The 21,783-nt window shown below is 67.3% G+C and carries 16 protein-coding genes and 1 tRNA gene; 12 read left to right on the forward strand and 5 right to left on the reverse strand.

The window, feature by feature from the left end; all coding sequences use genetic code 11:
- The first annotated feature begins 68 nt into the window (after window positions 1-68).
- The 5 genes from rpoD (at window position 69) to ACFOJE_RS07225 (ending at window position 5,156) form a co-directional block, all read left to right on the forward strand.
- A complete protein-coding gene (gene rpoD / locus ACFOJE_RS07205) occupies window positions 69-1,925 on the forward strand; it encodes an RNA polymerase sigma factor RpoD (RefSeq protein ID WP_377813631.1) in 1,857 nt (618 codons plus the stop codon).
- Between the two features lie 106 nt (window positions 1,926-2,031).
- A complete protein-coding gene (locus ACFOJE_RS07210) occupies window positions 2,032-2,706 on the forward strand; it encodes a Crp/Fnr family transcriptional regulator (protein WP_377813632.1) in 675 nt (224 codons plus the stop codon).
- Window positions 2,707-2,771: 65 nt separating this feature from the next.
- The gene (cowN, locus tag ACFOJE_RS07215; RefSeq protein ID WP_377813633.1) at window positions 2,772-3,065 is read left to right on the forward strand and encodes a N(2)-fixation sustaining protein CowN; all 294 of its coding nucleotides are present in this window, start codon (window positions 2,772-2,774) and stop codon (window positions 3,063-3,065) included.
- 114 nt (window positions 3,066-3,179) lie between these two features.
- Window positions 3,180-3,256: transfer RNA gene (locus tag ACFOJE_RS07220), tRNA-Ile, on the forward strand.
- 265 nt (window positions 3,257-3,521) lie between these two features.
- Window positions 3,522-5,156 (forward strand): glucan biosynthesis protein D, encoded by a 1,635-nt coding sequence (locus tag ACFOJE_RS07225; RefSeq protein WP_377813634.1) that lies wholly within the window; start codon window positions 3,522-3,524, stop codon window positions 5,154-5,156.
- An 83-nt stretch (window positions 5,157-5,239) separates the two neighbouring features.
- Here ACFOJE_RS07225 and ACFOJE_RS07230 read toward each other — a convergent pair whose 3' ends face one another.
- Window positions 5,240-7,291, reverse strand: a complete 2,052-nt coding sequence (locus ACFOJE_RS07230) for a diguanylate cyclase domain-containing protein (protein ID WP_377813635.1) — start codon at window positions 7,289-7,291, stop codon at window positions 5,240-5,242.
- A 463-nt stretch (window positions 7,292-7,754) separates the two neighbouring features.
- On the opposite strand from ACFOJE_RS07230, the gene ACFOJE_RS07235 reads away from it, so the two are divergent.
- The 5 genes from ACFOJE_RS07235 (at window position 7,755) to ACFOJE_RS07255 (ending at window position 16,258) form a co-directional block, all read left to right on the forward strand.
- Complete coding sequence (locus ACFOJE_RS07235) at window positions 7,755-11,090, forward strand: CHASE domain-containing protein (RefSeq protein WP_377813883.1); 3,336 nt, start codon at window positions 7,755-7,757, stop codon at window positions 11,088-11,090.
- 64 nt (window positions 11,091-11,154) lie between these two features.
- Window positions 11,155-13,059 (forward strand): diguanylate cyclase domain-containing protein, encoded by a 1,905-nt coding sequence (locus ACFOJE_RS07240; protein ID WP_377813636.1) that lies wholly within the window; start codon window positions 11,155-11,157, stop codon window positions 13,057-13,059.
- Window positions 13,060-13,179: 120 nt separating this feature from the next.
- Window positions 13,180-13,614 carry a hypothetical protein gene (locus ACFOJE_RS07245; RefSeq protein WP_377813884.1) on the forward strand — a complete coding sequence of 145 codons (435 nt, stop codon included), beginning with the start codon at window positions 13,180-13,182 and terminating at the stop codon, window positions 13,612-13,614.
- 70 nt (window positions 13,615-13,684) lie between these two features.
- Window positions 13,685-15,004 (forward strand): PQQ-dependent sugar dehydrogenase, encoded by a 1,320-nt coding sequence (locus ACFOJE_RS07250; RefSeq protein ID WP_377813637.1) that lies wholly within the window; start codon window positions 13,685-13,687, stop codon window positions 15,002-15,004.
- 39 nt (window positions 15,005-15,043) lie between these two features.
- A complete protein-coding gene (locus ACFOJE_RS07255; protein WP_377813638.1) occupies window positions 15,044-16,258 on the forward strand; it encodes a serine hydrolase domain-containing protein in 1,215 nt (404 codons plus the stop codon).
- An 18-nt stretch (window positions 16,259-16,276) separates the two neighbouring features.
- Here ACFOJE_RS07255 and ACFOJE_RS07260 read toward each other — a convergent pair whose 3' ends face one another.
- Genes ACFOJE_RS07260 through ACFOJE_RS07270 form a run of 3 tightly spaced genes read right to left on the reverse strand, consistent with a single transcriptional unit; the run spans window position 16,277 to window position 19,186 of the window.
- Window positions 16,277-17,731, reverse strand: a complete 1,455-nt coding sequence (locus ACFOJE_RS07260; protein WP_377813885.1) for a short-chain fatty acid transporter — start codon at window positions 17,729-17,731, stop codon at window positions 16,277-16,279.
- Window positions 17,732-17,780: 49 nt separating this feature from the next.
- Window positions 17,781-18,437, reverse strand: coding sequence for a CoA transferase subunit B (locus tag ACFOJE_RS07265; protein ID WP_377813639.1), 657 nt, complete (start codon window positions 18,435-18,437; stop codon window positions 17,781-17,783).
- A 50-nt stretch (window positions 18,438-18,487) separates the two neighbouring features.
- Window positions 18,488-19,186: a CoA transferase subunit A gene (locus ACFOJE_RS07270; RefSeq protein WP_377813640.1), complete on the reverse strand. Its 699-nt coding sequence runs from the start codon at window positions 19,184-19,186 to the stop codon at window positions 18,488-18,490.
- A gap of 107 nt (window positions 19,187-19,293) precedes the next feature.
- Between ACFOJE_RS07270 and ACFOJE_RS07275 the strand changes: the two genes are divergently transcribed.
- Together ACFOJE_RS07275 and ACFOJE_RS07280 are read left to right on the forward strand one after the other, a co-directional pair.
- On the forward strand, window positions 19,294-20,199 hold the full coding sequence (locus tag ACFOJE_RS07275; protein ID WP_377813641.1) for a LysR family transcriptional regulator: 906 nt from the start codon (window positions 19,294-19,296) through the stop codon (window positions 20,197-20,199).
- Between the two features lie 228 nt (window positions 20,200-20,427).
- Window positions 20,428-20,691, forward strand: a complete 264-nt coding sequence (locus tag ACFOJE_RS07280) for a hypothetical protein (protein WP_377813642.1) — start codon at window positions 20,428-20,430, stop codon at window positions 20,689-20,691.
- A gap of 48 nt (window positions 20,692-20,739) precedes the next feature.
- Here ACFOJE_RS07280 and ACFOJE_RS07285 read toward each other — a convergent pair whose 3' ends face one another.
- A complete protein-coding gene (locus ACFOJE_RS07285) occupies window positions 20,740-21,726 on the reverse strand; it encodes an NAD(P)/FAD-dependent oxidoreductase (protein ID WP_377813643.1) in 987 nt (328 codons plus the stop codon).
- Between the last annotated feature and the right edge of the window lie 57 nt (window positions 21,727-21,783).

Genomic DNA, 21,783 nt, shown 5'->3' on the forward strand with positions numbered 1-21,783 from the left:
GGTCAGGTTTCAGCTATAATGCTCAGCTTGATTTTCAGCCCGCCAGAACCTTCAGTGGATAGGGTGTTATGTCCGTAAAAGCTCAACAGCAGTCTCGCATCAAAGAGTTGATCGCTCGTGGCCGTGAACAGGGCTACCTGACGTATGCAGAGGTCAACGACCACCTGCCGGAGGATATTTCCGATCCGGAACAGGTGGAAGACATCATCCGCATGATCAACGACATGGGGATCAACGTATTCGAGAGCGCTCCGGATGCGGATGCCCTGTTGTTGGCCGAAGCCGACACCGACGAAGCAGCCGCCGAAGAAGCCGCCGCCGCGTTGGCCGCCGTGGAAACCGATATCGGCCGGACCACCGACCCAGTGCGCATGTACATGCGCGAAATGGGCACCGTGGAGCTGCTCACCCGCGAGGGCGAGATCGAGATCGCCAAACGCATCGAGGAAGGCATCCGCGAGGTGATGGGTGCCATCGCCCACTTCCCCGGCACCGTGGACAACATCCTCGACGAGTATCAGCGCGTCACCAGCGAAGGCGGCCGCCTGTCCGACATCCTCAGCGGCTACATCGACCCGGATGACGGCTCCGCGCCCGCCGAGGAAGAGGTGCCGGTCGAGATCAAGAGCAAGACCGCCGCTGCCGTCGAAGAGCCCGAGGACGAGGAAGAAGAGGCCAGCAGCGAAGAGGCGGAAGAGGAAGAAGGCGATGGCGGTCCCGATCCGGAGGTCGCCCGTCAGCGCTTCGGCGCCGTCGCCGAGCAGCTGGAGAAAACCAAGCAGGCCCTCCAGCAGTATGGCCGCGGCAGCGCCGAAGCCATCGAGGAACTGGCAGTCCTGGCCATCCTGTTCATGCCGATCAAGCTGGTGCCCAAGCAGTACGACGCCCTGGTCGAGCGCGTTCGCGGCACCCTCAACCGCGTGCGCCAGCAGGAACGCGCCATCATGCAGCTGTGCGTGCGCGACGCCCGCATGCCGCGTGCCGACTTCCTGCGCCAGTTCCCCGGCAACGAAGTCGACCTGGACTGGGTGGACTTCATCTCCAAGGGCAAGGCCAAATACGCCGAAGCCCTGGGCAAGCTGGCGGACGAGATCAAGCAGAACCAACAGGTGCTGATCGACCTCGAGAAGGAGGTCGACCTCAGCATCGCCGAGATCAAGGACATCAACCGCCGCATGTCCATCGGCGAGGCCAAAGCCCGCCGCGCCAAGAAGGAAATGGTCGAGGCCAACCTGCGCCTGGTCATCTCCATCGCCAAGAAGTACACCAACCGAGGCCTGCAGTTCCTCGACCTGATCCAGGAAGGCAACATCGGCCTGATGAAGGCGGTGGACAAGTTCGAATACCGCCGCGGCTACAAGTTCTCGACCTACGCCACCTGGTGGATCCGCCAGGCGATCACCCGCTCAATCGCCGACCAGGCGCGCACCATCCGCATTCCGGTGCACATGATCGAGACGATCAACAAGCTCAACCGCATCTCCCGCCAGATGCTGCAGGAGATGGGCCGCGAGCCGACCCCGGAAGAACTGGGCGAGCGCATGGAAATGCCCGAGGACAAGATCCGCAAGGTCCTGAAGATCGCCAAGGAGCCGATCTCCATGGAAACCCCGATCGGCGACGACGAAGACTCGCATCTGGGCGACTTCATCGAGGACTCCACCATGCAGTCGCCGATCGACGTGGCGACCGTGGAAAGCCTCAAGGAAGCCACCCGCGACGTCCTCGCCGGCCTCACCGCACGGGAAGCCAAGGTCCTGCGCATGCGCTTCGGCATCGACATGAATACCGACCACACCCTCGAGGAGGTCGGCAAGCAGTTCGACGTCACCCGCGAGCGTATCCGCCAGATCGAGGCCAAGGCCCTGCGCAAACTGCGCCACCCCTCGCGAAGCGAGCACCTGCGCTCCTTCCTCGACGAGTGACGACAAACCCCCCGGCCCCGCCGGGGGTTTTGCTTTCCACTGTCGGCCGGACGAAAGACGCCCCTATACTGCGCTCTCGTACAGCTCCCTTCGCGATGCACTCCCCATGAAAGGACTCGATCCCGGCAACCTGCTCGAACGCCTCGACGCACTTACACAGGCCGCCCTGCTGCAGGGCTTCCACCAGCGCCAGTTGGTCGAGAACGAGCTGCTCGGCAGCCCGAACGGCGAACGCGACAGCGTGTTCATCGTATGCAGTGGACGCATCCGGGTGTTCCTCGCCTTTGAGGACAAGGAGTACACCCTCACCTTCCTCGAGGCCGGCGACATCTACAGCACCCACAGCCTGGCCTACGTCCAGACTGTGCGCCCGAGCGAAGTGCTGATGGGCGATACCTCGCGCATGATGGCCACCCTGAGATCGCTGCCGGGGGCCTTCCCGGCGATCATCCGCGTACTCGGCGGCACCCTGGCCAACAGCATGCGCGTCATCGAGGACCTGGCCTTCCGCGACGTCGAAGGCCGCCTGGCGCGATTCCTGGACGGCATGCTGATGCGCAAGGGCCGCCCCCACCAGGGAGGCCTGCGCCTGGAACTGGATCTGCGCACCGAGGACATCGCCCGCCTGCTCGGCACGACCCGCCAGACCGTCTCTTCGCTGATCAACCGGATGGCCCGCGAAGGCATTCTCAGCCGTGCCGGTAACGGCGCCTTCGACATCCACGACGCCGAACGCCTGCACGCCCGCAGCCAAGGGCCCGCCAAGGTGTCGGACGGCTGACAGACGCTCCTTGTACCTCCTCCTAGCATGGACGCTTCCGATATCCGCTCGCAGGAGGAGCATCCATGACCACGACGACCTATCGCAGCATCTGCGGCGAAGCATCCCTGCCCTACATCGACTGCGATCGCTGCATCCGCGCCATCTACGCGCGCATCCAGCACTACCTGCAGCAGGACCCGGGCGACTGCCCGATCTGCAACTATTTCCGCGACAAGATCGGCTCCCGCGACGGCACCGAGAGCGACGCCCGCCTGCTGCTGCATGCCCAGGTGAACGTCGTCTACGAAATCTTCGCCCGCCACCACGACCAGGAAGCTCTGGCCCTGCTGGAGCGGGTCGAAGACGACTGCTGCTGAGAACACGCACCTGGGAACCTGGAGCCCGGGGCTTCATGGCGGGCATCCCGCCTTTTCCGCTCGCATCGCCTAGCACAGACAGAAACCCGCCGGTATAATCCGCCGGCCTTCTGGGGGCCTGTAGCTCAGTCGGTTAGAGCAGAGGACTCATAATCCTTTGGTCCAGGGTTCGAGTCCCTGCGGGCCCACCACACGCAATTGAAGCCCCCGCCCCGCAAGAGGCGGGGGCTTTTCGTTTTTGCCAGTGGATGATCGTCGCGGATCGAGGAGATGGTTTCGTGCGATGAAGACCGTCGCACCGCCAACGCACCCCAGGCCGAAAAGTGCCCGACCGGGCGCTCCCGCGGACGTTGGAGATCCTCGCGCCCGCAAGAAAAATTCCTCTCCGCCCCCACAAGAGAGCCTCTGCACGCTACAGTCCTCCCCCTGAACGATAGTGCCATCTCAAGGTTCTTCATGCAGCGTAGAGACCTCCTCAAAGCCTCCCTCGCCCTGGCCGCCTATACCGGTCTGCCTTCCGCCAGCCTGTTCGCCGCACGCGCTCTTGCCGCTACTGCCGATGGCGAGGGCAAGCCTTTTTCCTTCGAACGGTTGCAGACCGAGGCCCGCCAGCTTGCCCGCAGCCCCTATGCGGACGGTAGCCAGGTGTTGCCGCCGACGCTGGCGAACATGTCGCCGCTGGATTTCAACCGGATCCACTACGATCCCGCACATTCGCTCTGGCACGACCAGGATGGTCGGCTGGAGGTACGCTTCTTCCATGTGGGCATGGGCTTCAAGCAGCCCGTCCGGATGTACAGCGTCGATCCGAAGGCCGGGATGGCCCGGGAAATCCACTTCCGTCCCGAACTGTTCGGCTACCAGAACACCGGCGTCGACACCAGCCAGCTCAAGGGCGATCTGGGCTTCGCCGGCTTCCGGGTGTTCCCGCATCCCGACCCGCACCGCTACGACCTGGTGTCCTTCCTCGGCGCCAGCTACTTCCGCGCGATCGACGGCAACAGGCAGTACGGCCTGTCGGCCCGCGGCCTGGCCATCGACACCTTCACCGACCACCCGGAGGAGTTTCCCAACTTCACCCGGTTCTGGTTCGAGCGGCCCGCGCCGGACAGCCGGCGTTTCACCGTCTATGCGCTTCTCGACTCGCCGAGCGCCACCGGCGCCTATCGCTTCGACATCGACTGCCAGGACGAACAGGTGGTCATGGACATCGACGCCCATGTCAACGCCCGCAAGGCGATCAAGCAACTGGGCATCTGCCCCATGACCAGCATGTTCAGCTGCGGCAGCCACGAGCGGCGCATGTGCGACTCGATCCACCCGAACCTGCACGACTCCGACCGCTTGGCCATGTGGCGCGGCAACGGCGAATGGATCTGCCGTCCGCTGAACAACCCGAAGCGCATCCAGTTCAACAGTTTCGCCGACAGCAACCCCAAGGGCTTCGGTCTAGTTCAGACCAACCATGACTTCGAGACCTACCAGGACACCGTCGACAGCTACCATCGCCGTCCGAGCCTGTGGGTCGAGCCCACCACGGGCTGGGGCGAAGGCGCCATCAACCTGATGGAGCTGCCCACCACCGGCGAAACCCTGGACAACATCGTGGCCTTCTGGACGCCGAAGGAGCCGGTCGAGGCCGGCCAGTCCCTGCACTACGGCTACAAGCTGTTCTGGAGCGCCCTGCCGCCGGTGGCCCCCGGCCTGGCTCAGGTGCAGGCGACGCGTTCGGGCATGGGCGGCTTCACCGAGGGCTGGGCGCCGGGCGAGCATTACCCCGAGGTCTGGGCCCGGCGCTTCGCCATCGACTTCGCCGGCGGCCCCCTGGAAAACATGCCGCCCGACGAAGACCTGGAGCCGGTTGTCACGGTCGCCGACGGGCGCGTCCAGGACTTCCAGGTCCTGGCGCTACAGCCCCACGTCAAGGGTTTCCGCGTCCTGTTCGACTGGTATCCCACCAGCGACAGCACCGAGCCGGTGAACATTCGCTGCTTCCTGCGCCGCCGTGCGGACAAGCAGACCCTGAGCGAGACCTGGCTGTACCAGTACTTCCCGCCGGCGCCCGATCAGCGGCGCTATACCTACAACTGAAAAAGCGGCTCATGGGCGGTTGGCCGAACCGCCCGTGAGCACTTGCCCCCTTACCACCGCCTCCCCGATCGGCCGGCCTCGCCTCACCCTTCCGGCATGTCCGCGTCGTCGAGGGTCCGCGGGGCCGCTCCGCTCAGGCAGTAGCGATTGCGGCCGGCCTGCTTGGCGGCGTACATCGCGGAGTCGGCCTTCTGCATCAGCGCATCGGCCGTGTCCGCATCGTCGGGGTAGACGGCGATCCCGATGCTGACGCCGATCGGCAGCAGCCGCCCCATCACCGGTAAGGGCTCGCTCAGCACCCGAAGGATCTTGCGGGCGGTGAAAGCCGCATCCTCCGGCGCTTCGATCTCGGCCAGCAGGATGACGAACTCGTCGCCTCCCTGCCGGGAAATGGTGTCGGTCTGGCGCACGACCTGGCACAGCCGCGCGGAGAGGCCCTTGAGCAGTTCATCGCCGCCCTCGTGCCCGTAGGTGTCGTTGATCTGCTTGAAGTGGTCGAGATCGAGGAACAGAAGCGCCAGACTGCGCCGATACCGCCGGGCCAGACCGAGCGCCAGATCGAGATGGTCTGTCAGCATGCGGCGATTGGGCAGCCCGGTGAGCGTGTCGTGGTAGGCCAGTTGCCGTATCTCTTCCTGCTGCCGCTTGATCTCGGTGATATCGCGGAAGGCCACCACCGAGCCGACGATGTCGCCTTCGCAGGTGAGGGGCGCCGCGCTCAGCCCCACTGGGAACTGCGTACCATCCTTGCGGATGAACGCTTCGTCCTCGCTACGGTACGGAACCCCGGAAATGGCGACCTTGCGGATGGCGCACTGCTCCAGGGGAACGCCGTGCTCCGGCGGATGATGGATGGCGGCGTGCGCGTCCTGCCCCGCCAGCTCGCGGCGGCTCCTGCCGAGCAGTTTCTCCGCCTCGGGATTGGCCTCGACGATGCGTCCGTCGCGGTCGAGCACGAGGAGTCCTTCGCCGAGATTGTCGGTGATTTCCTTGAATCGCTTGGCATTCTGCAGCACTTCCAGATGCAAGCGATGGCGGGAGCCGACGACGTACGACAGATACCCGGCCAGCACCAGCAGGACGATCAGGCCCCCGGCATACACGGCAGTCGAGAGCGGGCCGGCGAATATGTCGGCCGACGGCAGGGCCTTGGCCGGCACCTGGGACACGACCTTCCAGAAGTAGGAGGCGGCGTCGAGCTCGTGTTCGCTCGCCCCCACGGGTAGCGGCGACCCCGTCGCCGAGCGCTGTCGGCCCTGCAACGGGAAGACTGTGGCATAGGTGAACAGGCCCGCCTCGTCCAGCCAGCTGCCCCTGGGCATCGAGGTGACGGCCTGCCAGACGGCCGGATGGCTGCGCGCGAAGCCCTGGGGACGCCCGAACATAAAGCCCCATTCGAGGGACGGGTCGGGCGCCACCAGCCAGTCGCCGTCCCGATTGAGCAGCATGGCCGCGTATTCCGTGCCCATGAGCTGGCGGAAACGATCCAGCAGCATGTCGCCGCGCAGGTTGAGCAGCATGACGCCATGATGTTCCCCGGCCTCGTCGAACACCGGCGTGGCGAGGCGCACCATGGGCTTGTAGGGGACCACAATCCGGCCGTTCTCCACGCTGAGGTCGAACGGCGACACGTAGATCTCCCCCGGCTGCAGGCGTATGGCGTCCTGGAAGAAGTAGCGTCCGCTCTTGTCCTGCAGCTGCGCGTCGGGCACCACCACCGGCTTGCCGTCCTCCAGATCGACCCGCACCACCTCCTTCCCGGCGGCATTCAGGTAGCGGATCTGGTCGTAGATCTGCTTCTCCCGGGAAAAGATGCTGAAGAGCCTGGCCGTGCGCTCGCGATGCTGGGCATCGTCGTGGCCGGCCAGCGACTCGACCATCGAGGTGTGGGCAAGGACCCGGAGATCGGCGGCGACGATCTCGAGGCGTCGCTCGAGGATGTTGCCGGCGATGGCGACCTTGGCCGCCTCGCGAGCCTTCAGAGCGGCGAGATCGGCGCTCGCGTGCATCACCAGCACACCCTTGACCGCCGCCGTGAGCACCGCGGCGGAACACAGGTAACCGATCAGGAAGCGCTTCGCGGCGGCTCGCGGGGAAGCCGTCCGCCGCTGCCATTTCTTGATTTGTTCTTCCATCGAGCAGCCCCCCTGCACTCAGACTCTTGCATAACCGCGACCAGGGGACACACGGACGATGACCGCTGGAACCGCTCCACCAGGCAAGATGACCGCCTGACGCTGAAAAACCGGCGCCCGAAGGTGGCGCCGACAGGGTTGCGGGGAATGCCCGTCGCTACCGACGAGGCACTATGGCATAACTCACCAGAAACGGACCTGGCCCGGATCAAGCCGGGACACGCTGTTCGTTTTGCGACACCTGTCGCAAAATATCCCTCAATATCAAAAATATAACTACAAAAAAGCACGCCGGCCTGACCGGAAAGCAGGCACTCCCGGTAAACGATTTACCCTTCACCCGGATCGCGGGTCGTGCCATTGTTACCGGCGTGCCATTATGCCGACCTCATCGTGACACCCTCCTCCACCCGGTCCCCCTATGCACCAAGACACTCCTACAAAAAAAACGCTGTTGGCCTGGGTGGCGCTCTGTGCCGGACTGCTGGCGACGGCCCTGATCGGCCTGAAGGTCAAGGAAGACGTCGAACAGGACGCCGTGAACGGGTTTTCCTACGCCAGCGACCAGATCACGCTGAAGATTCGCGACCGCCTGGCCGCCCAGGAACTGATCCTGCACGGCGGCGCCGGGCTCTTCGCCACCGCGGAGGAGGTCACTCGCAGCGACTGGCGGCACTACTGGGAGACCCTGAAACCGGAACTGATCCTGCCCGGCGTCCTGGGTTTCGGCTTCGCCCAGCTCATTCCGCCGGATCGGCTCGCCGCCCATGTCGAACAGGTCCGCCGGGAAGGCTTCCCGGACTATGACGTCCATCCGCACGGCGAGCGGGAGGTCTATTCCTCGATCGTGTATCTGGAGCCCTTCAACGGTCGCAACCTGCGGGCCTTCGGCTTCGACATGTTTTCCGAACCCGTGCGGCACGAGGCGATGGCCCACGCGCGGGATACCGGAAACGCCGCCCTGTCCGGCAAGGTCGAGCTGGTCCAGGAGACCGATACGGGCATCCAGCCCGGGGTGCTCATGTACGTGCCCATCTATCGCCAGGGCATGCCGACGGAAACCGTCGATCAGCGCCAGGCCGCGCTGATCGGCTGGTCCTACAGCCCGTACCGGATGGTCGATCTGATGAACGGCATCCTCCAGGACTGGCAACAACGGCTCGGCAGGGACATCCACCTCGCCATCTACGACGGCCTCAATCCGACCGGCGACGCCCGACTTTACGCCAGCCAGCCCGGCGCCACGGAAACCGCCCCCACCATCTTCCGCCAGCAGCGCAGCATCGCCTTCAACGATCATCACTGGCTGCTGGTCTTCGAGCGCGACCCGGCCGCCCTGGTGGTCGACTACAGCACGGTCTGGATCACACTGGCCGGCTGTCTGCTGATCAGCATCCTGCTGACCCGGGTGGTCTGGTCGCTGCTCAACACGCGCTACCAGGCCCATCGCCTCGCCCGGAAGCTCACCCGGGACATCCGCCAGCACGAACAGCTGCTGCGCGACAGCGAATACCGCTGGAACTTCGCCCTCGACGGCTCCGGGCTCGGCGTCTGGGACTGGGACGTCGAGCGGAAATCGGTGTTCTACTCCGGGCGCTGGAAGGAAATGCTCGGTTATGCCGAGCAGGACATCGGCGACGCCCCGAACGAGTGGGAAAAGCGCATCCACCCGGACGACAGGGCGCGGACCCTCGCCCGCCTGCAGTCCTGCGTGGACGGCAGAGCGCCGAAATACGAGAGCGAATACCGCCTGCGCCACAAGGACGGCCATTACGTCTGGGTGCACGACCGCGGCATGGTCATCACGCGCCGCGAAGACGGCCGGGCGCTGCGCATGATCGGCACCCACTCGGACATCACCGAACGCATGCAGAGCGTGCTGCGCATCCAGCAGTTGGCCCGGCTGTATGCGGCGCTGAGCGAATGCAACGCCGCCATCGTCCACTGCACCTCCCGCAGCGCCCTGTTCGAGCGCATCTGCCAGGTGGTCGTCGACTCGGCCGGCATGCGCCTGGCCTGGATCGGGCTGGTCGAAGAAGCTTCCGGCAAGGTCATGCCGCTGAGCGCCTACGGCGAGAAGTCCGGAGAATTCCTGAAGAATCTCGACGTTTCGGTGCGCGAGGACGAGCCCCTGGGTCAGGGAGTGGTGGGCACGGCGATCCGCGAGAACCGGCTGGTCTGGCTGGAAGATTTCCGGGAGCAGTCGTGCTCGGACCCCTGGCGGGAGCGGCTGCTGCGCTACGACCTGGTGTCCGCGGCCTCGCTGCCGATCCGCCGGGCGGGCAAGCCCGTCGGGGCACTGACCTTCTATTCCGCCGAGGCAGGCTTTTCCGACCCGCAGATGCAGGCCCTGTTCCAGAACATGGCCAACCAGATCGGCTTCGCCCTGGACAAGCTGGATACCGAAGTCGAGGCCAGGACCTACCAGCAGAGCGTGCTCGAGTCTGGCCAGCGCCTGCAGAAGGTGTTCGACGCGGCGCCGGTCCCCATGCAGATCCACTCGTCGGTCGATTTTCACATCAGCAGCATCAACCTGGCCCATCGGCAGTGGCTGGGCTACCCGCTCAAGGATATCTCGGGCCAGGCCTGCTGGTTCGAGCAGGTCTACGAATCGGAGGCCGAGCGGGAGAAGTTCAAGACGCTGTTCAACCGCGCCATGGAAAAGGCCCGTCTCGGCCTGACCGTGAGCCTGTCCGAGCGCACGCTGCGCTGCAAGGACGGCAGCCTGCGGGTGGCGGTCGCCACCATGACCATGGTGGGCGAAGACATCATCCTGGCCTGGACCGACCTGACGGAGATCCGCCGCAGCGAGCAGGCCCTGCGCGACAGCGAACAGCGTTTCCGCAACATGGTCGAGCAGAGCATCAGCGGCATGTACGTCCGCCGCGACGACCGCTTCATCTACGTCAATCCGCGCTTCTGCAAGATGACCGGCTGGTCGGCCGAGGAGTTGCTGGAGCAGCCGATCATGAAGTTCACCACGGACGATGCCGACAACCGGGCGCAGATCGTCGAGGCCTGGACCCGGGTCGAGGCCGGCGAGCGCAACGTGGCATACCATGTGCCCCTGCGCCGCAAGAACGGCGAGATCATCGAGCTGGGGCTGAACGCCACCACCATCACCTGGGACGACGGTCTGCCCGCCGCCATCGTCATGGTCCAGGACATCACCGAACGCCGGCGCGCGGAGGAACAGATCGCCGCCTACGTGAAGCAGCTCGAAGGCTCGATGCACGGAACCCTGCGGGCGGTATCCAACATGGTCGAGCTGCGCGACCCCTACACCGCCGGCCACGAGCGCCGGGTGGGCCTGATCGCCAGCGCCATCGCCCGGGAGATGGGCTGGTCGGCCGAGCGCTGCGATAACCTGGAAATGATCGGCCTGGTCCACGACATCGGCAAGATCGCCGTGCCGTCGGAAATCCTCACCAAGCCCGGCCGCCTCACGCCCCTGGAGATGGAGCTGATGAAGGGACACGCCCAGGCCGGCTACGAGATCCTCAAGGACGTGCCGTTCGCCGCGCCGGTGGCCGAAGCGATCTGGCAGCACCACGAGCGGATGGATGGCCACGGCTACCCCCGGGGGCTCAAGGGCGACGAGATCCTCCCCGAGGCCAGGGTGCTGGCGGTGGCCGACGTGCTCGAGTCCATGGCTTCCCACCGACCCTATCGTCCGGCGCTGGGGCTGGAGGTCGCCCTGAAAGAGGTGGAACAGGGCAAAGGCAAGCTCTACGACCCCGAGGTGGTGGATGCCGTCGTCCGCCTGGTGAAGGAAAAGGGCTACGTGATGCCGCAATGACCGGCGGAGCGCCCGCGCTTCTCGTCGCGGGCACCCTACCAGCGAACTGACGACCGATTATCAAATGCTCCAGCACAAGCAGCCTGTCGCGGTCGGCGCCGAGCGGCAACCGCGTATCCACCTGCAGCGCCACATCGAACGATTCACCCTGGGGGGACTGCTGCTGACCGCCCTCCTGGTCGGTCTGGTCACGCTCCTGCCGATGTACCAGCACCTGCGCGAGGAAATCGACCAGCGCACGGCATTCGACACGCAGCTCCTCTCGCAGACCGCCGACAATCTGCTCGACCGGTTTGAGAACACGGCCGCGCAGCTCAGCTCGCGCTCGGAAATCCGCAACGCGTTGGAGCGCTACGACGACGGCAAGATCGGCCTGGACGAGCTGCGGGCCTTTTCCGCTCCGCGCCTGCAGGATGCGCTGGTGCACTCTCCGGAGATCGCCGGCCTGGTCCGTCTCGACGCGCGCGGCGAACCGGTGCTCAGCCTGCGCGAACGGATTCCCGCCGAACTCTGGCCGCTACCTGCTGCCTCCGGGCAGCGGTCGGAACGCTCGGTTCCGGTGCTGCTCGACGGGCGAATCGCGCTGCTGATCGGCACCCCCATCCTGTCCCGCGAAGGCCGCCGCCTGGGCACGGACATCGCCGCCTTCCGACTGGAGAAGCTCGCCGGCCGGCTGGATGCCATTCCCCTGCATCCGGCGACGCACAGCCATCTCATTCACCTCGGCAGCGGCCAGGTCATGCACGTGCAGACGCCCGCGCTGGGCCTGAGCGAAGCCCCCGCCGCCTGTCCGCTGCGCGGTCTGCTGCCACGCGTGGGAGCCGGGCTCGACACGGAAAGCGCGCTGCCGCTGGGAAGGGACGGACGGCAGCTGGCCTTCATCCGCCGGTTGGACGGGCACCCGGGCTGGGCCATCGGCCTGCTGATCGATCGCGACCGCCTGTATGCCGCTGCGCGCGCCGATCTGCTCTGGCCGCTGCTGGGCATCCTGCTGCTCGCCGCCGGCGGCGGCCTGCTGACCTGGCAGGTCATCCGTCCGCTGTCGCGGCGTCTGGAGGCGCAGGCCCGGGATCTCGAGCTGGCCGCCAGCGTGTTCGAGTGCAGCAACGAAGGCATCGTCCTGATGGATGCCGGGCAGCGGGTGGTCTCGCTCAACCCCGCCGCCTGCTGTCTGACCGGATACGACGAGGCCGCCCTCGCCGGACGCCCGTTCGGCGCCCTGGTGGCTGCCGAGTCTTCCGACGTGCCGTTCGACTCCCTGCTGGCACGGGTCGCGGACAGCGGTCACTGGCTGGGAGAAGCCCCCATCCGGCGCGCCGATGGCAGCACCTTCATAGCCCGCTTGTCGCTGGCGGCCGTCTGCGACGAAGAGCTCAACGCCCATCACTTCATGGCGGCCTTCGCCGATATCTCCAAGTTCAAGGAAGAGGAGGCGCGCGTCCATCAGCTGGCCTACCACGACCGGCTGACCGGCCTGCCCAACCGCGTGCTGGTTCAGGACCGTCTGCAGCAGGCGCTGCTCAAGGCGCGGCGCACGGGCAGCCGGCTGGCGCTCCTGTTCCTCGACCTGGACTACTTCAAGCAGGTCAACGACAGCCTCGGTCACGCAGCCGGCGACCACCTGCTGCAGGCGGTCGCCCGGCGCCTGACGGACAGCGTGCGGGCCAGCGACACCGTGGCCCGTCTCGGCGGCGACGAGTTCCTGATCCTGCTCGAGGACATCCCTGGCGCCGAGACGGCGGGCAACATCGCGGCGAAGCTGGTGAACGCCCTGCAGTCGCCGTTTCCGATCGACGGCCATGAGGTGCGCATCGGCTCCAGCATCGGCATCGCGCTCTATCCCGAGCACGGCGAGGATGCCGCCCGCCTGGTGCAGAGCGCCGATGCCGCGATGTACCGGGCCAAGGAGGGAGGCCGCAACCGTTACGTCTTCCATACCGGCCGGCGCGACGCCGCGGTCGGCGCGTGAGGCGCCGCCGGAGCCCGGGCGGGACAGCCCGCCCGTAGCCTGCGACAATGCCAGCCGGCAACGATCGAGCAAGCGGAGATTCCCATGCAGCAAAACGACCAGACCCTCGCCCAGGAGGCGATGTGGCGACAGATCTGCGACGCCGAAGGGCTGGACCCGGAGCGGCGCATGGCCGCCCGGCTGGCGATCCTGGGCAGCGCGCAGGCGCAGGACTGCACGCTGTACCGGCCGGACGAGCATGATCCGGAGGCCGAGGAAGAGGATCTGGGCGACGCCAGGGTCCTCTTCGACGGGCCATTCCAAGCGCCTGCGGACTGGGACGAGCCGGCGCGCGCCGAGTTCTTCGGCGATGCCGACCCTGCGCTGTTCTTCGACGCCTTCGTCGAATGCGCGGCCCGGCCCGGCTCGCGTGCCTTCTTCCTGGCCGAGATCGGCGACTACGTGGCGGCGACGACCGAGTCGGGCGAGGTGGTGATGTATTACGTCCACGACTGCCACGAGGACGAGCGGGGCAGACGCTGCGTGCTGATCCGCGACGACGAACCTCTGTACTGAACAGCCGGAGCAAGCGCACCGTTCGCCGCGGCGGGAGTCATACCAGGGTATGCCCCTGCGGAGACCGACTATGCTGCGCTTGCTCCCTCCCCCGCTCCTCGGCGTGCTGCTCGCCCTCGCCGGCTGCGGCGACACGGCCAGGCTCCCGCTCGGCGACAGCTACGGACCCCGGCCGCTGCTACCCGAGCCCAACGACAGCCTGATTCCGACCGTGCACATCGCCAAGGCCGTCGGCTGGCCGCCGGGCAGAACGCCCAGGGCTGCCGACGGCCTGCAGGTGAAGGCCTTCGCCAGCGGCCTGGAGCATCCGCGCACGCTGCTGGCGCTGCCCAACGGCGACGTGCTGGTCGCCGAGACCGGCGCGCCGCCCAAGCCGGCGGACGCCAAGGGCATCCGCGGCTGGGTGATGAAGAAGGTGATGACCCGCGCCGGCGCCGGGGCGCCCAGCGCCAACCGCATCAGCCTGCTGCGCGACGCGGACGGCGACGGCGTGGCGGAAACCCGCACTGCGCTCTTGGAGCACCTCAACTCGCCGTTCGGCATGGCCCTGGTCGGCGACCGGCTCTACGTCGCCAACACCGACGCCATCGTCCGCTTCCCCTACCGGGAGGGCGACACCCGGATCGACGCCCGGCCGGAGAAGGTGGCCGACCTGCCGGCCGGGCCGATCAACCACCACTGGACCAAGGACCTGATCGCCAGCCGCGACGGCCGCAAGCTCTACGTCACCGTGGGCTCCAACAGCAACGTGGCGGAAAACGGCATCGAGGCAGAGCGCGACCGCGCCGCGGTCCTCGAAGTCGATCCGGCCAGCGGCGCCACCCGTCTGTTCGCCTCCGGCCTGCGCAACCCCAACGGCTTGGCCTGGCAGCCGAAAAGCGGCGCGCTCTGGGTGGTGGTCAACGAGCGCGACGAGATCGGCAGCGACCTGGTGCCGGACTACATGACTGCGCTCAAGGACGGCGGCTTCTACGGCTGGCCCTACAGCTACTTCGGCCAACACGTCGATGCCCGCGTCCAACCGCCGCGCCCGGATCTGGTGGCCACGGCCCTGGTGCCGGACTACGCTCTCGGCGCGCACACCGCCTGCCTCGACCTCGCCTTCTACCAGGCCGACCTGCTACCGGCGCGCTACCGCAACGGCGCCTTCATCGGCCAGCACGGTTCCTGGAACCGCCGGCCGCGCAGCGGCTACAAGGTGATCTTCGTGCCCTTCGACGATTGGGGCCGCCCCGCCGGACCGCCGGAGGACGTCCTCGCCGGCTTCGTCGACGACAGGAAGGGCAAAGCCTATGGGCGCCCGGTGGGCGTGGAGGTCGACAAGGCCGGGGCGCTGCTGGTGGCCGACGACGTGGGCGACACCGTCTGGCGGATCACGCCGGCCCGCTGAGAGCCGGTCCGAACACGCATGCATCAAGGAGGAAAAACCATGTCCAGTTCCCTCATCGCCGGCCTGGACGTCGAGCGCCTGGAGCGCATCGGCGAACACATCGAGCGCAACTATCTGGCCCCGGGCAAGCTGCCGGGCGCCCTGACCCTGGTGGCCCGGCGCGGGCGGATCGCCTACGTCAGGGCCCAGGGGCTGCGCGACGTCGAGCGCGGGCTGCCGGTGGAGCGGGACACCCTGTTCCGCATCTACTCGATGACCAAGCCGATCACCTCCGTCGCCCTCATGCAGCTGTACGAGCAGGGGCGCTTCCTGCTCGACGACCCGGTGCACCGTTTCATCCCCAGCTGGAAGGGCCTGCGGGTCTACAAGAGCGGCAGCCATCCGCAGTTCGTCACCGAGCCTACCCGGCGCGCCATGACGATCCGCGACCTGCTGACCCACCAGGCCGGCCTGACCTACGGCTTCATGAACCGTACCGAGGTCGACGCCGCCTACCGGGCGCTGCAGCTGGACACCGACCCGGAGATCACCCTGGAGCAGATGGTGGACGAGCTGTCGCGCCTGCCCCTGGAATTCTCGCCCGGCACCGCCTGGAACTACTCGGTGGCCACCGACGTGGTCGGCTATCTGATCCAGCTGCTCTCGGGCATGTCGCTGGACCAGTACTTCGCCGAGCACATCTTCGAACCGCTGGGCATGCGGGACACTTTCTTCCAGGTGCCGGCGGACAAGGCCGAACGCTTCGCCGCCTGCTACCAGTACCGCCACGGCGGCGGCTTCCGCCTGCAGGACGACCCGCACACCTCCCGCTTCCTGCGCCCCGCCGTCTGCCTCTACGGCGGCGGCGGGCTGGTGTCCAGCATCGACGACTACTACCGCTTCGCCCAGGCCCTGGCCAACGGCGGCGCCCTCGACGGCGCGCGGATCATCGGCCGCAAGACCCTGGAGTTCATGCGTCTGAACCATCTGCCGGGCAACCGCGACCTGCCGGGGCTGTCGGTCGGCGCCTTCAGCGAGACCACCTTCGAGGGCACCGGCTTCGGCCTCGGCTTCTCGGTGCGCACCGACGTGGCCAAGTCGCAGATCAACGGCTCGGTCGGCGAATACGGCTGGGGCGGCCTGGCCAGCACCAGCTTCTTCGTAGACCCGGTGGAGGACCTGCTGGTGCTGTTCATGACCCAGCTGATCCCCTCCTCCACCTACCCGATCCGCCAGGAGCTGCGGGCGATCGTCGACGGCGCCATCGTCGACTGAACCCCGCCGCCGTTCACCCTAGGGCATGAGCGGCGGCGAATACTCCAGGGTGCCGCCCAGGGCCCAGAGCAGGAGCAGCACCAGCGGTACGTGCACCAGCAGCTGGACGAAGGAGAAGCCGATCAGGTCGCGGGCCTTCAGGCCCAGCACGCCGAGCAGCGGCAGCATGTAGAAGGGGTTGATCAGGTTGGGCAGGGCCTCGGCGGCGTTGTAGATCTGCACCGCCCAGCCCAGGTGGTAGTGCAAGTCGTTGGCCACCTGCATCACGTAGGGCGCCTCGATGATCCACTTGCCGCCGCCGGAGGGGATGAAGAAGCCGAGGATGGCCGAATACACGCCCATCAGCAGCGCATAGCTGTCGTGGGAGGCGATCTGCACGAAGAAACTGGAGAGGTGGTGCGTCAGGCTCTGGCCGTCGCTGCCCTGGACGGTGGTCATGAGCGCGGCGATCGAGCCGTACAGCGGGAACTGGATCAGCACGCCGGTGGTGGCCGGCACCGCGCGTGCCACCGCATCGAGGAAGCTGCGCGGCCGCCAGTGCAGCAGCGCGCCGAGCATCAGGAACAGCAGGTTGTAGGTGTTGAGCCCGGAGATCGCCTGGATCGCCGGCTTGGTCGAGAACTCGTTGAGCAACCAGCCGCCGGCCAGCAGTACCAGCAGGACGATCAGCAGCGGGCTGTGCTCCAGCCACTCCCCCGGCCGGCTCGGCCCGGCCTGCGTCGGTGCGGCCGGCCTCGGGTCGATGCCGCAGGCCCGGGCATCCCGAGCGCTGCCGGCACCCGGCGCGGTGACGTGGGCGACCGCCAGCGACGCCAGCAGCAGAGCCAGCAGCATCGCCCCGGACTGCCAGAGGAAGATGGTCTCGGTGAAGGGGATCACGCCGGTGATGGCCAGAATCGACGGCGGCAGGCTGCCCGGGTTGGCCTGCAGCTGCGCCGCCGAGGACGACAGGCCGAGCGCCCACACCGCGCCCAGTCCCAGGTAGGCCGCGGCGCCGGCGGCGCGGTAGTCCATGCGCAGCTCCTCGCGACGGGCCAGGGCGCGCACCAAGAGCCCGCCGAACACCAGGCTGAGGCCCCAGTTGAGCAGCGAGGCGAGCATGGAGATCAACGCCACCCAGCACACCGCGGAGCGGCCGTTGCGCGGCAGGCGGGCGAGCCGGTCGATCAGCCGGGCGGCGGGCGCGGAGCTGGCCACCACGTAGCCGCCGATGACCACGAAGGCCATCTGCATGGTGAAGGGAATCAGGCTCCAGAAGCCGTCGCCGAAGGCCTTGGCCGCGGCCTGGGGCGGTGCGCCGAGGGCCAGCACGGCCAGGCTGACCAGCAGCACGGCGACCACGGCGAACACCCAGGAGTCGGGAAACCAGCGCTCGGCCCAGGCGGCGCAGGCGATGGCGAAGCGGGCGGCGCGGCTTTCCTGCAGGTTCTCGGCCACCCGGGTGGCCTCTTGACGGACATCGACGCTATCCATGGTCATGGGACGACCTCGCGCTATTCTTGTTGTCGTTCGGCTCGGGATGTCAGAAGGACATTTCCACCACGTCGTCCGGGACGATCAGCCGGCCCGCGGTCTTGGCGACGATCTCCTCGACGCTCACCCCCGGCGCCCGCTCGCGCAGCACGAAGCAGCGGTCCTGGATCTCCAGGTAGGCGAGATCGGTGAGCACCCGGCGGATGCAGCCGACGCCGGTCAGCGGCAGGCTGCAGCGCGGCAGCAGCTTGGACTCGCCGTCCTTGGAAGCGTGGGTCATGGTGACGATGATGTTGTCGGCGCCGGCCACCAGGTCCATGGCCCCGCCCATGCCCTTGACCAGCTTGCCGGGGATCATCCAGGAAGCGATGTTGCCCTCCACGTCCACCTCGAAGGCGCCGAGCACGGTCAGGTCCACGTGGCCGCCGCGGATCATGGCGAAGGACTCGGCCGAATCGAAAATGGCCGCGCCCGGCCGGGCGGTCACCGTCTGCTTGCCGGCGTTGATCATGTCCGGGTCTACCTCGGCCTCGGTGGGGAAGGCACCCATGCCGAGCAGGCCGTTCTCCGATTGCAGCATCACGTCGATGCCCGGGGGCACGTAGTTGGCCACCAGGGTGGGAATGCCGATCCCCAGGTTGACGTAATCGCCGTCCCTCAGCTCGCGGGCGACGCGCTGGGCCATCTGTTCGCGGGAAAGTGCCATGGCAGTAGTCCTCTTGTTGTCGGTCTTGTCGGGAGCGGCGCGGAAATGGCTCAGCCGCGCAGGGTGCGCTTCTCGATGCGCTTCTCGAAGCGGCCCTGGATGATGCGATCCACGTAGATGCCCGGGGTGTGGACCTGGCTGGGCTCGAGCGCGCCGGGCTCGACGATTTCCTCCACCTCCACCACGGTGACGCGCCCGGCCATGGCGGCCAGCGGGTTGAAGTTCTGCGCGGTGTGGCGGTAGACGACGTTGCCGAAGTGGTCGGCCTTCCAGCCCTTGACGATGGCGAAGTCGCCGATGATGGCGGTCTCGAGGATGTAATGGCGGCCGTTGAACTCGCGCGCTTCCTTGCCCTCGGCGACCGGCGTGCCGTAACCGGTGGCAGTGTAGAAGGCGGGGATTCCGGCGCCGCCGGCGCGCATCCGTTCGGCCAGGGTGCCCTGCGGGGTCAGCTCAACCTCCAGCTCGCCGCTCAGGAGCTGCTGCTCGAACAGGGCGTTCTCGCCCACGTAGGAGGCGATCATCTTGCGGATCTGCCGGTCCTCCAGTAGCACGCCGAGACCGAAGCCGTCGACCCCGCAGTTGTTGGAGACCACCGTCAGGCCCCGCACGCCACGGCGGCGGATCTCATTGATGAGGTTTTCCGGAATGCCGCACAGGCCGAAGCCGCCGGCGAGGATGGTCATGTTGTCGCTGAGCCCGGCGAGGGCTTCTTCGTAGGAGCCCACGCGCTTGTCGAGTCCGGCCATGGTGTTGCGCCTCTTGTCGTTATTGGAGTGGAGCGCTGACAGCTTCTTCCCCTGCGACTCATTTGTTAAGTTTGTTTCTCCAATGCATTGATAAGAAAAATAGAACAATGACCGTCAAGCAATTGCGCGCCTTCCTCGCCGTGGCGCAGACCCTGAGCTTCGCCCAGGCCTGCGAACGTCTGCATCTGTCCCAGCCGGCCCTGAGCCTGGCGATCAAGAGCCTGGAGGACTCCCTCGGCGGCCCCCTGCTGGTCCGCACCACCCGCAGCGTCGGCCTCACCCCGGAGGGCGAGGTCCTGATGCCGATCGCCCGCCGGCTGCTGGCCGACTGGGACAACGCCGAGGAACTGCTGCGTCAGCACTTCACCCTGCAACTGGGCAAGGTCTCCGTGGCCGCCATGCCCTCCTTCGCCGGCAACCTGCTGCCCCTGGCGCTCAAGGCGTTCCGCAGTCGCCATCCGCGGGTCAACGTGGCGGTGCACGACGTGATCAACGAGCAGGTGCTGGAGATGGTGCGCAACCGCCGGGTCGAACTGGGCATCGCCTTCGAGCCGGAGACCGTCGAAGGCCTGGTCTTCACCCCCTTCTACACCGACCGTTTCGTCGCCGTGGTGCCGGCCGGCTCGGCGCTGGCCGACCGTTCGGGCCTGAGCTGGGGCGAACTGCTGCAGGAGAGCTTCATCACCCTGCAACGGCCTTCGGTGGTCCGCCTGCTCCTCGAGGAAAGTCTGGCCAGCCACGGCCTGCAGCTGCCGGTCGCCTTCGAGAGCCACCAGTTGGTCACCGTCGGCCGCATGGTGGCCAACGGCCTGGGGGTGAGCGCCGTGCCGACCCTGTGCAGCGACCAGATGGAGGAACTCGGCGCCCGCTGTCTGGCCCTGGACGAGCCGCGGATCGAACGGCCCATCGGCCTGCTGCGCCTGGCGGACCACAAACTGTCCGCCGCGGCCCAGGCGCTGTGCGACGTGCTGGAGAACATCCCCGAATGGAAGAGCCTGGACGCCGGCCGCTAGGGCCGGCGCATGGCCGCGCCACGCCGGTGCAGGCGGCACCGGCGCTGCGCAGGAACCCGGGGCCTCCTTCGGGCGATCCGTGGAAATCGGGCCGATTCTTCCCTGGTACGGGAGTTGCTAAATCCCGGCAAGGAGCCTGACCGCCGGGACGCGCACGGTCGAGAGCACTCCGGATCCGGCTGGCGGGCGCATTCCCGCCTGAAGATAGGTGATCGAAGGAGACAACAGATGGAATTGACCAGGGAGATACTCGAGTGCATGCAGAAGGTGCGCCGCCGCCTGCGGGACGAACAGGCCGTGGACATCCGCCTCAGCCAGCCCGATGCCGTGACCTGCATGCTCGAAGCCTGTGCGGCCTCGCTGGTCGAGGAGACCCGCGCGCTGGGCGAGCGTCTCAGCGGACTCAGCGGCGTTCGCCGGCCGGCCCCGCGGCTGAGCGAGGCGCAACTGATCGAACGATATACCCGCTACGCCGGGCCGCTGCGCGGCTGAGATCCGGACGCGGATGCATGGAACGGCTGTTACCCCGCGCGGTAACGGCTATCCCTCGACGCCCGGTTGACGGCGCACGGCCTTCTCAGTTGGGCGAAGCCAGGGGTTCGCCTCCAGCCCGTTGTGCACCGCCGTCGCCGCCTGGGCGGCCTGCCCGACCGCCACGCTGATCTGATTGAGCCCCGCCACCACGTCGCCGATGGCGTAGAGCCCCGGGACCGAGGTCTGCTGGTGCTGGTCGACCAACAGCGCTCCCGTCTCGTCGCAGCGGGCGCCCAGCCGCCGCGCCAGCCCGGAGCGGACCCGCGCCCCGAGGTTGGGGTAGAGGATATCGAAGCACAGGACCCGACCGTCCTCGGTGGTCAGCTCGATACCCCGGCCGGGTTCGAAGCGCACGCTCTTCGGCTTGGCGCTGATGACCTCTATGCCATGGTGGCGGGCCAGGGCCAGCGCCCGAGCGTCGGGCGGCCGGGCGGATTGGGAGATGACCGTGACGCGGTCGCTGAAGGTGCGCAGGAACACCCCGTGGCCGATGGCGTCCTCCGCCTCGCCGAGGACCGCCACGGCGTCCCCGTTCACCTCGTAGCCGTCGCAGATCACGCACAGGCGCAGGGCCCCGGCGGCGATGGCGGCTTCGGCATCGGCCATCCGCGGCAGGCTGTCCTCGATGCCGGTGGCCAGTATCACCCGCCGGGCGACGCAGGCCCGCCCCCCGATGCGCGCCTGGAATCCCAGGGGATGCAGCTGCAGTTCCTCGACCAGCCCCTGCTCCTGCCGGACGCTGCAGACGGCGCACTGCTCGCGCAGGCGTGCCAGTAAGTCGTGACCGGCGATCCCGGGCGGGAAACCCGGATAGTTGCGCGAGCGCGGTATCAGCGCCGCACGGCTACTGCCGGCGTCGACGACCAGACAGGTCCGGTGGAAACGCGCCAGGTAGATGCCGGCGGTGAGGCCGGCCGGACCACCGCCCACCACCAGGCAGTCGAATTCGCCGAGCTCTTTGGACGGACAGGCGCTGGAGGCGGAATCGGTCATGCCGCGGCTCCCTCTGACTTCTTGCCCCTGCGCGGGACCTCAGAACAGTAGAGAAAC

Origin of the sequence: Azotobacter bryophylli (assembly GCF_042643485.1) — a bacterium.
GTDB lineage: Bacteria > Pseudomonadota > Gammaproteobacteria > Pseudomonadales > Pseudomonadaceae > Azotobacter > Azotobacter bryophylli.

Bases quoted from the DNA above. Each gene is read 5' to 3' on its own strand.
- ACFOJE_RS07245 (WP_377813884.1), top strand. From the start codon at position 13,180: ATGTGGCGACAGATCTGCGACGCCGAAGGGCTGGACCCGGAGCGGCGC.
- ACFOJE_RS07275 (WP_377813641.1), top strand. From the start codon at position 19,294: ATGACCGTCAAGCAATTGCGCGCCTTCCTCGCCGTGGCGCAGACCCTG.
- ACFOJE_RS07250 (WP_377813637.1), top strand. From the start codon at position 13,685: ATGCTGCGCTTGCTCCCTCCCCCGCTCCTCGGCGTGCTGCTCGCCCTC.
- ACFOJE_RS07260 (WP_377813885.1), bottom strand. From the start codon at position 17,731: ATGGATAGCGTCGATGTCCGTCAAGAGGCCACCCGGGTGGCCGAGAAC.
- ACFOJE_RS07210 (WP_377813632.1), top strand. From the start codon at position 2,032: ATGAAAGGACTCGATCCCGGCAACCTGCTCGAACGCCTCGACGCACTT.
- ACFOJE_RS07225 (WP_377813634.1), top strand. From the start codon at position 3,522: ATGCAGCGTAGAGACCTCCTCAAAGCCTCCCTCGCCCTGGCCGCCTAT.
- ACFOJE_RS07270 (WP_377813640.1), bottom strand. From the start codon at position 19,186: ATGGCCGGACTCGACAAGCGCGTGGGCTCCTACGAAGAAGCCCTCGCC.
- ACFOJE_RS07230 (WP_377813635.1), bottom strand. From the start codon at position 7,291: ATGGAAGAACAAATCAAGAAATGGCAGCGGCGGACGGCTTCCCCGCGA.
- ACFOJE_RS07255 (WP_377813638.1), top strand. From the start codon at position 15,044: ATGTCCAGTTCCCTCATCGCCGGCCTGGACGTCGAGCGCCTGGAGCGC.
- ACFOJE_RS07265 (WP_377813639.1), bottom strand. From the start codon at position 18,437: ATGGCACTTTCCCGCGAACAGATGGCCCAGCGCGTCGCCCGCGAGCTG.
- rpoD (WP_377813631.1), top strand. From the start codon at position 69: ATGTCCGTAAAAGCTCAACAGCAGTCTCGCATCAAAGAGTTGATCGCT.
- cowN (WP_377813633.1), top strand. From the start codon at position 2,772: ATGACCACGACGACCTATCGCAGCATCTGCGGCGAAGCATCCCTGCCC.
- ACFOJE_RS07285 (WP_377813643.1), bottom strand. From the start codon at position 21,726: ATGACCGATTCCGCCTCCAGCGCCTGTCCGTCCAAAGAGCTCGGCGAA.
- ACFOJE_RS07280 (WP_377813642.1), top strand. From the start codon at position 20,428: ATGGAATTGACCAGGGAGATACTCGAGTGCATGCAGAAGGTGCGCCGC.
- ACFOJE_RS07240 (WP_377813636.1), top strand. From the start codon at position 11,155: ATGCTCCAGCACAAGCAGCCTGTCGCGGTCGGCGCCGAGCGGCAACCG.